This window comes from Massilia sp. KIM (genome assembly GCF_002007115.1).
Taxonomy (GTDB): domain Bacteria; phylum Pseudomonadota; class Gammaproteobacteria; order Burkholderiales; family Burkholderiaceae_D; genus Telluria.
On sequence record NZ_MVAD01000001.1, the window covers coordinates 2,673,570 to 2,685,378 of the forward strand.

Genomic DNA, 11,809 nt, shown 5'->3' on the forward strand with positions numbered 1-11,809 from the left:
GTCAGGCCGCCACGGCCAACTGCTGCGCATCCTCGCCCGCGGGGATGCGCATTGGCGCGTTGGGGTCGGTCACCGCCCGCCATACCGCCTGCGCCACGTCCTGCGCCTGCGTCACCGGTCCGGCCTCGCGCGCCGCGCCGAACACCGCGTCGAGGAGCGGCCGGTACGCCTGCGGGACCTCGGCCTGCATGTGGCCGCGGGCATTCTCGCCGAAGCGGGTTCCGGGCGAGCGCCCCGGCAGCACCAGCCGCAGGCGGATGCCGAGCGGCGCGACTTCCAGCGCCAGCGATTCCGTGAACGCGTTCACGGCGGCCTTGCTGGCCGTGTAAACGGACAGCAGGGGCAGCGGCTGGTAGGTCACGCTCGAGGTGACGTTGACGATGGTGCCGCCGCCCCGTGCGCGCATGCCGGGCAGCACCGCCTGGGTCAGGGCGATCGTGCCGAGGGTGTTGGTGTCGAACACGCTGCGCGCGGTCGCCATCGAGGTCGCCTCGAGCGGGTACAGCACGCCGACGCCGGCGTTGTTGACCAGCGCATCGACCGGGCCTGCCGCGTCCAGCGCGCGGGCGATGCTGTCGTGATCGGTGACGTCCAGCGCCAGCAGGCGCAGGCGCTCGGACGCCGGAAACAGCGACGGATCGGGCTTGCGCATGGTGGCGACCACGCGCCAGCCCTGGCCGAGGAAATGGCGGGCGATGTCGAGCCCGAAGCCGGACGAGCAGCCGGTGATCAAGATGGTTTGCATGGACACTCCTTGAATGGTGGAGCTCCCAGCATAGGCGAGCAAGCCAGGACGCGCTACAATCGACCATCCATAATTCGTTTGCGAGAGTCCAGATGAGCGATCCCTTGGCCGAGATGGTGGCCCTGCTCCAGCCCGCCGCCCGCCTCGTCAAGCTGGTCGGCGCTGCCGGCGCCTGGGGTGCGCGCCGTGTGGAAACCGGGCAGCCCTCCTTCTGCGCGGTGCTGGACGGCCACCCCGTGCTGACCCTGCAGGGGGAAGCGCCGCTGCCGCTGGCGCCGGGCGACTTCGTGCTGGTCCCTGCCACCTGGGAGTTCACGATGTCGGGCGCGGCCGCGCCGCCGGCCGCCGCCTTCGAGCGCGCGCCGCTGCAGCTCGGCCCGGGCGAAGTCCGGCACGGCGACCCGGAGGGCGAACCCGACACCCGTTTCGTGATCGGCCATTGCGTGTTCGGCGCGCCCGACGCCGCGCTGCTGGTGTCGCTGCTGCCGCGCATGGTGCACGTGCGCGGCGACGCCCGCCTGGCCAGCCTGGTCGAGCTGGTGCGCGACGAATCGCGCGCCCAGCGTCCCGCACGCGACGTGGTGCTGGCGCGGCTGCTCGAAGTGCTGCTGATCGAAGCGCTGAGAAGCGCGGACGGCACGGCCGCCGCGCCCGGCCTGGTGCGCGGCCTGGCCGATCCGCGCCTGGCGGCGGCGCTGCGCCGGATCCATGCGCAGCCCGCCCAGGCCTGGACGGTGGCCGAGCTGGCGAAGGAGTCGGCGCTGTCGCGCTCCGCCTTCTTCGAGCGCTTCAGCGCAGCGGTCGGCATGGCGCCGATGGAATACCTGCTGGCCTGGCGCATGGCCCTGGCCAAGGACTTGCTCCGGCGCGGCGCCTGCCGCATCGCGGAAGTGGCGCAGCGGGTCGGCTACAGCTCGGCCAGCACCTTCAGCGTGGCGTTTACCCGCCACCTGGGCGTGCCGCCGGCGCGCTTCGCGCGCGACGGGACCACGAGCTCCGCTTCCCCGCTCCAGTAGCGGGCGCCCCCTTACTTCGCCAGCGCAACCGGCGCCAGGCCGCGCAGCCGCAGCGCGATGCCCAGCGCCAGCAGCAGCACGCCGCCCAGCATGGCCACCACGCCCGGCCAGGCCCAGTGTTCCCACACGTAGCCGGTGGCCCAGCCCACCACGCTCGAACCCAGGTAGTAGAAGAACAGGTAGATGCCCGAGGCCAGCGCCTGGGGCGGCTGGGCGCGCCGTCCGACCCAGCTGCTGGCCACCGAATGCGAGGCGAAGAAGCCGAAGGTGGCCAGGCCGACGCCCAGCACCACCGCGAGCAGCGAATCGTGCAGGGTCAACAGCAGGCCACCGATCATGAGCAGCAGCACCAGCCACAGCACGTTGCGGCGGCCGATGCGGTCGCCCAGCCGGCCGGCCCACATCGAACTGAACATGCCCAGCAGGTAGAGCAGCGACAGCGCCCCGACCGCGGCCTGGCGCAGCTCGAAGGGCGGCGCCAGCAGCCGGTAGCCGATGTAGTTGTAGAGGCTGACGAAGGCCCCCATCAGCAGGAAGGGCAGGGCGAACAGCCAGGGCAGGCCGGGGTCGCTCAGGTGCAGGCGCAGCCCGGCGAGGAAGCCCGGCCCGCGCCAGCGCGGCGCGTTCGCATGGCGCGAAGGCGGCAGGCTGCGCGCGAATTCCCAGGCCGCGACCAGGCCCGCCACGCCGAGCAGGCCGACCGCGATGCGCCAGGACACGAAGTCGCTGAGCAGGGCCGAGAGCACCCGCCCGCTCATGCCGCCGAAGGCGCTGCCGCTGATGTACATGCCCATCGCCAGCCCGAGCGAGGTCGGCTCGATCTCGTCGCTGAGGTAGGCCATGGCCACCGCGGGCAGGCCGCCCAGCATCAGGCCGAGCAGCGCGCGCACCGCGACCAGCTGCGGGTAGCTGGCGGTTAGCGCGCAGGCGATGCTCAGCAGCGCGCCGCTGTACATTGAGGCCACCATCACGGTCTTGTGGCCCCAGCGCTCGGCCACGCTGCTGGACGCCAGCAGGGCCAGCGCCAGGGTGGCGGTCGAGCTGGAGAGCGCCAGGCTGCTCTGGGCGGGGGTCAGGTGGAAGTCCTGCGCCAGCAGCGGCATCAGCGGCTGGACGCAGTACAGCAGGGCGAAGATGGAAAAGCCGCCGAAGGCCATCGCGCGGTTGATGCGCCGGAATTCCGGACTTCCGGACGCGATCCGACCGCGCGCCGCGCTCACGGGTAGTCGGCCTCGAGCTCCGAGCCGGCGTAGTTTTCCAGTTCGGTGAACAGTTGCTTGAGGCTGGCCTTGGTGCGGATGTTCTGCAGCACCGTGCAGTGCGTGCGGTAGGTCTCGATGCGCTCGGCGATCACCGCCTTGTGGGCGTCCGGCACGCGCGCGATCAGCTCGGCCCAGCCGGCCTCGAAGTCGGGATCGTTCTTGCGCACCGACTTGACGAAGCGCTCGAACTCCTTCTGGCCGGTGCGCGCGGTGATGCGCCCTCCCCCTTCGACCGCGAAGATGATCGCCAGCGCGATCACGCCCTCGGCGTTCAGGTCCGGATCCTCGACCGGTCCTTCGTAGTGGTTGCGGCGCAGCCATTGGGCGGCGCGCACGATGGCCTGCACCTTCTTGCGCTGCTCGACCTGGCCCAGGTAGCGCTCGTAGCCCGACCAGCTCTCGCCCGGGTCGGCGGTGCACAGGTCGACGAACAGCTCCTTCAGGCGGCGCTGGCTGTACACCGGATCGTTGTCGTACTCGCCCACCAGGCTGTCCTCGGGCAGCGCGGCCAGCTCGCGGATCAGGCGGAAGCCCGCCTGGAACACGAACTCGGCGCCCTCCTCGATCAGCACCTCGAGCGACTCCAGCTCGTCCTCGGTGTCGGCCAGGTGCTCCAGGCCCAGCGAGACGCCGCCCACGGTCAGCAGCAGCGCGCGCTGGATGCCTTCCGCGGTGCGGTCATTGGTGAACTTCTCGGCCACCATCGCGGTGATGCCGGACAGCTCGTCGGCCAGGATCGCGGCCTCGTCCGCGCTGGCCTCGGCCGGCAGCAGCTTGATCGCGCGCACCAGGCGCGGCGGCTTTTCGATGACGATTGCAGGCAGCATCGCTCCGTTCGCCCCCGTCACGAGAAGATGTCCGTGCCCATGCTGCGGCGTGTGCTGCGGCGCGGCAGGCTGCGCACCGACGGCACCTGCTTGCGCAGGCGGTACAGCAGTTCGCGGGTGGTGCGCTGCTGGAACTCGGATTCCTCGTCCGGGTCGTCCGGCAGCTCGATGTCGGCCATCTCGGCGCTGTGGCGGAATTCCGGGAACACCTCCAGCAGCGAACGCTCCCAGCCGTCCTCGCTGGCCTTGGCCAGGTCGATCGCCAGCGGCACGATGTCGCTGTCGCCGCTGGTCTGGCCAGTCACGTAGCGCCCCTTGGACAGGATTTCGCCCGCCACTTCCAGGATCTCCTTCGGCGCCAGCGACCAGATGATGGCGAACACGGTGGCGCCGTGGTCGGTGCTCGAGGCGGCGGCCAGCAGCTCCTGGCGGCGCTCCTCGTCATCCTGGGCGTACACCACGCCATACACATGGTTGAACAGGTTCTCGGCGATCCGTTCCGGATCGTCCTCGATCATGTCGTCCGGCCAGGTCGCGGCGAGGTAGGCCAGGCTCTCGGCCCAGGCCGCGGGCGGCACCAGCATGGTGGCGAGCGAGGTCTTGGAACCGTCGAAGCCCGACAGGTGCAGGGCGGTGACCTGGGGCGGCAGTTCCTGCAGCACCTGGGCCACGGCGTAGTCGCCGTGCTCCTCGGCCGCCTTGGAGAACACTTCCTCGGCGTGCTCCAGGGAGCCTGCCAGCACCAGTTCGCCGACCTGCCTGGTCAGCGCGGGCAGGTTGCTGCCCTTGTTGTCGTCGTCGCTCATTCGCGCTCCCCTCCTTCCGGATCGAACAGCTGGGTGAAGTCATCCGTGGCGGCCGTGCTGTCCATCTCGTCGTCCTCGTCGCCGTCGTCGCCCTCGGCCAGCTGGTCGAGCGACTGGTCGATGTCGTCCCAGCGGCCCTGGTTCTTGTACAGGAAGGCGGTGATGATGGCCTGGCGCGCCAGTTCCGGGTGGTTGGCGGTCATGGAGGCGTACATGGCCTGGCCATCCTCGCCGCCGCATTCGGCCATCGCGAACACGCGCGCCGGGTCGCCGCCCTCGTAGTCGGCGGCCTCGCGCATCAGGCCCTTGGGGTCCTTGAAGCGGATCTTGTCGACCAGGGCGAAGGCCATCAGGTTGACGTCGTCCAGGCCCGAGCCGCCGGCGTATTCGGCCACCAGCGCCCCGACCATCATGTCGTAGTTCTTGCGGTTGGGCGGGTCGCCCAGGGTGCCCTCGATCTGCCCTTCCAGTTCACGCGACTGGAAGGAGAATTCGGGATGTACGTGTTTCATCGTGGTTGTCCTGTTGATTCATGGTTGCCGCGCGCGGGCGGACCCTGCGGCCGTCGGCGCGTCAGGCCTGGAGATTGACGCCGTTGAGCGCGAACAGCGAGCGCCACAGTTCGAAGGCCTCGGCCTCGGCGTCGAGCACGATGCGGTGGTTGACGCTCTGGTTGTACTCGTCGCGCTTGACGGGGTCGGACAGGATCTCGTACGCCTTGGTCACTGCCTTGAAGCGCGCTTCCGCGCCCGGCGCCTGGTTGCGGTCCGGGTGGTAGCGCATCGCCAGCGAACGATAGACCTTCTTGATCTCGTCGTCGCTGGCGTTCGGCGCGACGCCGAGGATCGCGTATAAATTTTCCACTTGGAACTCTCCCGGCAACAGCCGCCCGGCGGACGGCAAAACAGAGATTATCCTATAGAAAACGTCAACTTGTCAGGCTTGCCTAGCGGCTAACACCGGTAGGGAGGCAGCAAGGACGGCCGCGGGTGCGCCGGCGGCGGCGCCGGACGGCCGGGCGGCGCCGGCGGCAGCGACGGCATGGGCAGGCTGCCGACGGCCAGCAGCCAGGCCCGCACCAAGTCCGGATGGGTGGCGAGGGTTTTCATGGATTGACCTTGCAAGGGTGTCATGGGTCCTCCAAGTATGGGCGCACGCCTTGCCGCGCACCGTGCGCTCCACCACATAGGGAACCAGGGTGGCCCCCGTCTACGGTAAAATGATGGGAATAACCTTTCCATCCATACCCATTTTCATGAGTAACGATAAGAATACCCCGGCGGCCGGAAACGCGCCGGCGCCGACCCTGTCGTCGAATTTCGTGCGCGCCATCGTCGAGAACGACCGCGCGGCCGGCACCCACAAGCGCGACGGCATGCCGGATGTGATCACCCGCTTCCCGCCCGAACCCAACGGCTACCTGCACATCGGCCACGCCAAGTCGATCTGCCTGAACTTCGGCCTGGCGCGCGACTACGCCGGCCGCTGCCACCTGCGCTTCGACGACACCAATCCCGAGAAGGAAGACCAGGAATACGTCGACACCATCATGGACAGCGTGAAGTGGCTCGGCTTCTCCTGGGAGCAGGGAGGCCAGGAATACCTGCACTACGCCAGCGATTATTTCGACCAGCTGTACGAGATGGCCGAATACCTGATCCGGACCGGCAAGGCCTACGTCGACAGCCAGAGCGCCGAGGAGATGGCAAAAAACCGCGGCAACTTCGGCACGCCGGGCACCAACTCGCCTTTCCGCGACCGCCCGGTCGAGGAATCGCTGCAGCTGTTCCGCGACATGAAGGCCGGCAAGTACAAGGACGGCGAGCATATCCTGCGCGCCAAGATGAGCGAGGACGCGATGGCCTCGCCCATCATGACCAACCGCGACCCGGCCCTGTACCGCATCCGCCATGCGCACCACCACCGCACCGGCGACAAGTGGTGCATCTACCCGATGTACGACTACACGCACCCGATCTCGGACGCGCTGGAGAACATCACCCATTCGCTGTGCACGCTGGAGTTCACCGACCACCGCCCCTTCTACGACTGGCTGGTCGAGACCCTGGCCGACGGCGGCTTCTTCCAGCGCCCGGTGCCGCGCCAGTACGAATTCGCGCGCCTGAACCTGACCTATGTCGTGACCTCCAAGCGCAAGCTGCGCTCGCTGGTCGACGAGGGCATCGTGAGCGGCTGGGACGACCCGCGCATGCCGACCATCGTCGGCCTGCGCCGCCGCGGCTACACGCCGGAATCGATCCAGCTGTTCTGCGAGCGCATCGGCGTTTCCAAGGCCGACGGCTGGATCGACATGAGCACCCTGGAAGGCGCCCTGCGCGACGACCTCGACCCGAAGGCGCCGCGCGCCATCGCCGTGCTGCGTCCGCTCAAGCTCATCGTCGACAACTTCCCCGAGGGCGAAGCCCACGAGTGCACCTCTCCGGTCCACCCGCACCACCCGGAATGGGGCGTGCGCCGCTTCCCCTTCACCCGCGAGCTGTGGATCGAGCGCGAGGACTTCATGGAAGTGCCGACCAAGGGCTACTTCCGCTTCACCCCGCCGGTCGGCGACCAGCCGGGTTCGCGCGTGCGCCTGAAGTACGGCTATGTGGTGGAATGCACCGGCTACGACAAGGACGCCGAGGGCAACGTGACCGCGGTGCACGTGAAGTACTTCGAGGATTCCAAGTCGGGCACCCCGGGCGCGGACAACTACAAGGTCAAGGGCAACATCACCTGGGTCAGCGCCGCCAGCGCGCTGCAGGCCGAGGTGCGCCTCTACGACCGCCTGTTCCTCGACCCGCAGCCGGACGCCGGCGGCAAGGACTTCAAGGCCGCGCTCAACCCGAACGCGCTGGAGACCGTGACCGCCTACCTGGAGCCGGGCCTGAAGGACGCGGTGGCCGACCAGCGCTTCCAGTTCGAGCGCCACGGCTACTTCGTGGCCGACCGCGTGGAGTCGACCCCGGGCAAGCCGGTGTTCAACCGCGTGACCACGCTGAAGGACAGCTGGGGCAAGTAAGCCTTCGCTGTCGCCCCGCAAAACCGCCGCGGTTCACGCCCCGGCGGTTTTTCTTTTGCCTTCGGATGCATGTCGCCATGGAAAGGACTGTGGTATTTACGATAACCTATCAGGTTTGATAGGTATCATGTCCCGCGACATTGCTTAGCTTAACAATATTGATTCACGTTAAGTAGGCCCTTTCACGATCCGGGAACCAGACGATGACGCCAGACCGCCACCCAGCCGGGATGTTCGCGAGCCCGGCCGTCGTCGTGACCGGCGCCCTGCTGTCGCTCATGGTCGGCTGCGCCGGCTACCTGGCCACCGCCGAAGCGATCGAGAGCGACGCCCGCGCGCGCTTTCGCACCATGGCGCGGGCGGCCCAGTACACCATCGACGCGCGCATCAAGAGCTACAGCGACGTGCTGCGCGGAGTGGCCGGCCTGTTCCGCGCCGACCCGGAAACCAGCGCCGGCCAGTTCCACCAGTACGTCGAGCAGCTCGACATGGCGCGCAACTTCCCCGGCATCGAGGTCATCAACTATGCGCGCAGCGTGCGCGCGCCGGCGCTGCCGGCGCTGGAAGCCGAACTGCGCGAGCGCATGCGCGGCCTGGGCGTGGTCAGCGACCATCTGCCCCTCGCGCCCCAGCCCGGTCGCGACACCTATACGGTGCTGGTCTACATCGAACCGCGTTCGCGTCCCGATCTCGAGAAGCTCGGCATGGACCTCGAGGCGCGCAGCTACACGCGCCAGGTGCTGGCCCATGCGCGCGACGCCAACGTGCTGAGCGCCTCGGGCACCCGGATCGCGATCCAGCCCGGCCCCAACCAGAGCAGCCAGGCGCTGCGCCTGCCGGTCTACCGCAGCAGCATGCCCACCGCGACCATCGCCCAGCGGCGCCTGGCCTACGTCGGCTCAGCCGGCATCGGCTTCAGCGTGTCGCGTTTGGTGGGCGGGGTGCTCGACGAATTCCCGGTCAAGGGCACGCGCCTGGTGCTGTCCGACCTCAGCGAGGTCCCGGCCGAGCCGGGCGAACTGCCGCCGCGCGCCATCCTGTACGACAGCATGGCCACGGTGCGCCAGCCCCACCCGCCGCCGCCCAGCGAGGACGGCGTGTTCTCGGCCAGCCTGCCGATCGAGTTCAACCAGCGCCTGTGGCGCGCCGACTTCAGCATCGCGCGCTCGGCGCTGTACACCAGCTTCGACATGTACTACCCCTGGCTGGCGGCCTTCGCCGGCGGCATGAGCACGGCCCTGCTCTACGCCCTGTTCCAGACCATGGCCTCCTCGCGCCGCAACGCCCTGCGCATGGCCGAGGACATGACGCGCGAGCTGCGCGCCAGCCAGGCCAAGCTCCAGGCCAGCCACGAGAAACTGCGCATGCTGGCGGCGCACGCCGAGCAGATCAAGGAAGGCGAACGCAAACGCATCGCGCGCGAGATCCATGACGACCTGGCCCAGAACCTGCTGGCCCTGAAGATCGAAGCCGAGATGCTGGCCAACCGCACCCGCGGCGGCGCGCACCGGCGCCTGCACGCGCGCGCCCAGGACACGGTGCGCCAGATCGAGCTCACCATCCGCAGCGTGCGCCAGATCATCAACGACCTGCGGCCCAACGTGCTCGACCTCGGCCTGTCGGCGGCGGTCGACTGGCAGGTGGCCGACTTCGGGCGCCGCACCGGCATCGTGTGCGAGCTGGTGGACGACGGCGAGGAGCACCGCATCGACGACCACTGCGCCACCGCCTTCTTCCGCATCCTGCAGGAATCGCTCAACAACGTGGCGCGCCACGCCCACGCCTCGCATGTCTGGATCGACCTGCGCCAGCACGCCGACATGCTGACCATGACCATCCGCGACAACGGCGTCGGCATGCAGCCGGGTAGCCGCAACCGCAACGGGTCCTTCGGCCTGGTCGGCATCGAGGAAAGGGTCGGCATCCTGGGCGGCTCGTTCTCGATCAGCAGCGGGCCGGAAACCGGCACCACCATCGTGGTCACCATCCCCGTCACCAGCCCGGCCGCCCCCGCCGGCGCGTCCTCCGTTCCCGTCGCCGCCTGAGCCTGTCGAAAAGCTGCTGCGAAGCAGTTGTGCTCAAAAAACACCAGATGTGCTTGCTTGACCGAGGTCAACAGTTTCCCTGCGCGCACGCAGGAAAATGTTCACTGCTGTCACCGGTCAAGACCCGGTCCCGGCCTTTTTCCCATCCGTTCACAGAGGAGGACCATCGTCAAGTACGCCAACAGTGCCAAAACAGGGATCTACGCAGTACCCCCACCATCACAATACTGAATACGAGGTGATCACGATGTCGACGAATACCGAATTCGAAGCTCTCCAAGCCCTTGACCTCACACCGATCAAGTTGAAACTGATGCACGTGGAATCGGGCGAAGGCTGGTCCGAAGTACGCGCCAACGCCGTCGAGACGGAGTACCGGCGCTTCCTGTTCCTGATGAAGAAGTACCCTGACTGCGCGGCTTCGCCGACGGTGGACGTCGACACCTTCTGGCACTACCACATCCTGGACACCATGAAGTACGCACGCGACTGCGAGCAAGTGTTCGGCTACTTCCTGCACCACTACCCCTACGTCGGCATCGGCGAAGGCGCCGTCGAAGGCGAACAGGTCGCAGCCGGCGAGCGCATGCGCGCCCTGTACGCCGCCGAGTTCGGCGCACAGGCCGCCGGCAAGCAGGCATGGTGCGCCTCGCCGGGCAAGGCAGCCGACAGCGCATGGTGCGCGTCGCCGGGCAAGGCGGCCGACAGCGCATGGTGCGCTTCGCCGGGCAAAGCCGCCGGCAGCGCATGGTGCGCCTCGCCGGGCAAATCCGCCGGCAGCGCATGGTGCGCCTCGCCGGGCAAATCCGCCGACAGCGCATGGTGCGCCTCGCCGGGCAAGGCCGCGGACAGCGCATGGTGCGCTTCGCCGGGCAAGGCCGCTGACAGCGCATGGTGCACTTCGCCGGGCAAAGCCGCCGACAGCGCATGGTGCGCCTCGCCGGGCAAGGCGGCGAGCAAGGGGAACGACACCGCATGGTGCGCTTCGCCGGGCAAGGGCGTCGCGACCGCATGGTGCGCGTCGCCCGGCAACAAGATCGCCGAGGCCGTCAAGACCGCATGGTGCGCGTCCCCGGGCAAGGACCTGAGCGCAGCGGGCGACACCGCATGGTGCGCTTCGCCTGGCAAGTCGGCATCCCAGGCCGGCGCCACCGCCTGGTGCGCCTCGCCGGGCAAGCAACTGCTCGCTGCCTGAACAGACACGGCCCCGTCTTCCCGCGGCCGGCCGGCGGATGCCTCCGCCCGCCGGCCGCGGCGTTTCCGCCCCGCTCGCTCCCCTCTCAGGCGGCCGCCCCGGCCTCTTCCTTGACCATCAACGCGCGCAGTTCGCGGATGCTGAAGTCGCTGACCTCATGCATGCGCAGCAGGATGGTGGCGCCGATCGGCAAGGTGTTGTGGCGGATCTTGCTGATCACCGGAGGCGCGACTTCCAGCACGCGCGACAGGGCCGCGTCGTTCTTCAGGCGCAGCCTGGCGATGATGGCGTCGAGGACGCGGTTGGGATCGTATTGCGCACCGGGCGGCAGGCGTCGGATAGGCATGGCGGCTCTTTCAAGAATATTGTAAATTTGATAAATTCGTAAATCTTTCGGCGAAAGTTAACCCCTGGAGCTCAAACGGCACCTTTTATATGGCATTTTTCGCGGAATGCGAAATCATACACATACTGATTAATCTTTGCTCAAGACCCTGATTTTTTGCTATCGGCAGGGGCGTGACGGGGCGCGGCCATGCTTGGGGCATGGCCGGATCGTGGGAAGGACGGTGGAATGGGCCGGGGCGGCCTGACGCGCTTGCTTGCGCTGCTTATTTGCGCTTACTTGCGCTTGGCGGGCTGCTTCGGCGCCGACGTCGACGCGCGACGCGGCGCCTGGCGGCCGCCCCTGGCATGGGCGCTGGCCTGGTACAGGGTGCGCGCATCGGCATGCGCGCGATCGAGGGTGCGCATCGACGGCTGGTCGTCGTGGGCCACGAAGTAGTCCTTGTCCTGGGCCTCGACCACGATCCTGATCGCGGCCGCGTCGTCCAGGTTGTACTTCTCGACGATCAGGGTCGTCACTTCATCCAGGTATTCTTCGTAAGTCAT

Annotated in this window: 13 protein-coding genes; 4 read left to right on the forward strand and 9 right to left on the reverse strand. The window is 68.2% G+C overall.

Annotation, left to right across the window (positions count from 1 at the left end; genetic code table 11):
* Nucleotide 1: 1 nt before the first annotated feature.
* Nucleotides 2–745, reverse strand: coding sequence for an SDR family oxidoreductase (locus B0920_RS11640; RefSeq protein WP_078032652.1), 744 nt, complete (start codon nucleotides 743–745; stop codon nucleotides 2–4).
* A 92-nt stretch (nucleotides 746–837) separates the two neighbouring features.
* Between B0920_RS11640 and B0920_RS11645 the strand changes: the two genes are divergently transcribed.
* Nucleotides 838–1,761 carry an AraC family transcriptional regulator gene (locus B0920_RS11645; RefSeq protein ID WP_078032653.1) on the forward strand — a complete coding sequence of 308 codons (924 nt, stop codon included), beginning with the start codon at nucleotides 838–840 and terminating at the stop codon, nucleotides 1,759–1,761.
* Between the two features lie 11 nt (nucleotides 1,762–1,772).
* On the opposite strand, the gene B0920_RS11650 is transcribed toward B0920_RS11645, so the two are convergent.
* The 6 genes from B0920_RS11650 to B0920_RS25605 form a co-directional block, all read right to left on the reverse strand.
* Nucleotides 1,773–2,981, reverse strand: a complete 1,209-nt coding sequence (locus B0920_RS11650; protein WP_078032654.1) for an MFS transporter — start codon at nucleotides 2,979–2,981, stop codon at nucleotides 1,773–1,775.
* On the reverse strand, nucleotides 2,978–3,850 hold the full coding sequence (locus B0920_RS11655; RefSeq protein ID WP_078032655.1) for a hypothetical protein: 873 nt from the start codon (nucleotides 3,848–3,850) through the stop codon (nucleotides 2,978–2,980). Before B0920_RS11655 ends, B0920_RS11650 begins: the two co-directional genes overlap by 4 nt.
* Nucleotides 3,851–3,867: 17 nt before the next feature.
* Complete coding sequence (locus tag B0920_RS11660; RefSeq protein WP_078032656.1) at nucleotides 3,868–4,656, reverse strand: hypothetical protein; 789 nt, start codon at nucleotides 4,654–4,656, stop codon at nucleotides 3,868–3,870.
* Nucleotides 4,653–5,168 carry a hypothetical protein gene (locus B0920_RS11665; protein ID WP_078032657.1) on the reverse strand — a complete coding sequence of 172 codons (516 nt, stop codon included), beginning with the start codon at nucleotides 5,166–5,168 and terminating at the stop codon, nucleotides 4,653–4,655. Before B0920_RS11665 ends, B0920_RS11660 begins: the two co-directional genes overlap by 4 nt.
* Nucleotides 5,169–5,229: 61 nt before the next feature.
* The gene (locus B0920_RS11670) at nucleotides 5,230–5,520 is read right to left on the reverse strand and encodes a DnaJ domain-containing protein (protein WP_078032658.1); all 291 of its coding nucleotides are present in this window, start codon (nucleotides 5,518–5,520) and stop codon (nucleotides 5,230–5,232) included.
* Nucleotides 5,521–5,609: 89 nt separating this feature from the next.
* A complete protein-coding gene (locus tag B0920_RS25605; RefSeq protein WP_143745714.1) occupies nucleotides 5,610–5,789 on the reverse strand; it encodes a hypothetical protein in 180 nt (59 codons plus the stop codon).
* 122 nt (nucleotides 5,790–5,911) lie between these two features.
* Here B0920_RS25605 and B0920_RS11675 point away from each other — a divergent pair, with 122 nt between their 5' ends.
* The 3 genes from B0920_RS11675 (at nucleotide 5,912) to B0920_RS11685 (ending at nucleotide 10,918) form a co-directional block, all read left to right on the forward strand.
* On the forward strand, nucleotides 5,912–7,678 hold the full coding sequence (locus B0920_RS11675; protein ID WP_078032659.1) for a glutamine--tRNA ligase/YqeY domain fusion protein: 1,767 nt from the start codon (nucleotides 5,912–5,914) through the stop codon (nucleotides 7,676–7,678).
* Nucleotides 7,679–7,881: 203 nt separating this feature from the next.
* Nucleotides 7,882–9,723 (forward strand): CHASE domain-containing protein, encoded by a 1,842-nt coding sequence (locus tag B0920_RS11680; protein WP_229455392.1) that lies wholly within the window; start codon nucleotides 7,882–7,884, stop codon nucleotides 9,721–9,723.
* A 247-nt stretch (nucleotides 9,724–9,970) separates the two neighbouring features.
* Entirely contained in the window at nucleotides 9,971–10,918 is a 948-nt protein-coding gene (locus B0920_RS11685) for a glycine-rich domain-containing protein-like (protein WP_143745715.1), read from the forward strand.
* Nucleotides 10,919–11,003: 85 nt separating this feature from the next.
* Here B0920_RS11685 and B0920_RS11690 read toward each other — a convergent pair whose 3' ends face one another.
* Nucleotides 11,004–11,264 (reverse strand): hypothetical protein, encoded by a 261-nt coding sequence (locus B0920_RS11690; protein WP_078032661.1) that lies wholly within the window; start codon nucleotides 11,262–11,264, stop codon nucleotides 11,004–11,006.
* Nucleotides 11,265–11,539: 275 nt separating this feature from the next.
* On the reverse strand, nucleotides 11,540–11,809 hold the full coding sequence (locus B0920_RS11695) for a hypothetical protein (protein ID WP_078032662.1): 270 nt from the start codon (nucleotides 11,807–11,809) through the stop codon (nucleotides 11,540–11,542).

Coding starts and splice junctions, on each gene's coding strand:
- B0920_RS11640 (WP_078032652.1), bottom strand. CDS start 745: ATGCAAACCATCTTGATCACCGGCTGCTCGTCCGGCTTCGGGCTCGAC.
- B0920_RS11645 (WP_078032653.1), top strand. CDS start 838: ATGAGCGATCCCTTGGCCGAGATGGTGGCCCTGCTCCAGCCCGCCGCC.
- B0920_RS11655 (WP_078032655.1), bottom strand. CDS start 3,850: ATGCTGCCTGCAATCGTCATCGAAAAGCCGCCGCGCCTGGTGCGCGCG.
- B0920_RS11660 (WP_078032656.1), bottom strand. CDS start 4,656: ATGAGCGACGACGACAACAAGGGCAGCAACCTGCCCGCGCTGACCAGG.
- B0920_RS11665 (WP_078032657.1), bottom strand. CDS start 5,168: ATGAAACACGTACATCCCGAATTCTCCTTCCAGTCGCGTGAACTGGAA.
- B0920_RS25605 (WP_143745714.1), bottom strand. CDS start 5,789: ATGACACCCTTGCAAGGTCAATCCATGAAAACCCTCGCCACCCATCCG.
- B0920_RS11675 (WP_078032659.1), top strand. CDS start 5,912: ATGAGTAACGATAAGAATACCCCGGCGGCCGGAAACGCGCCGGCGCCG.
- B0920_RS11680 (WP_229455392.1), top strand. CDS start 7,882: ATGACGCCAGACCGCCACCCAGCCGGGATGTTCGCGAGCCCGGCCGTC.
- B0920_RS11685 (WP_143745715.1), top strand. CDS start 9,971: ATGTCGACGAATACCGAATTCGAAGCTCTCCAAGCCCTTGACCTCACA.
- B0920_RS11690 (WP_078032661.1), bottom strand. CDS start 11,264: ATGCCTATCCGACGCCTGCCGCCCGGTGCGCAATACGATCCCAACCGC.
- B0920_RS11695 (WP_078032662.1), bottom strand. CDS start 11,809: ATGACTTACGAAGAATACCTGGATGAAGTGACGACCCTGATCGTCGAG.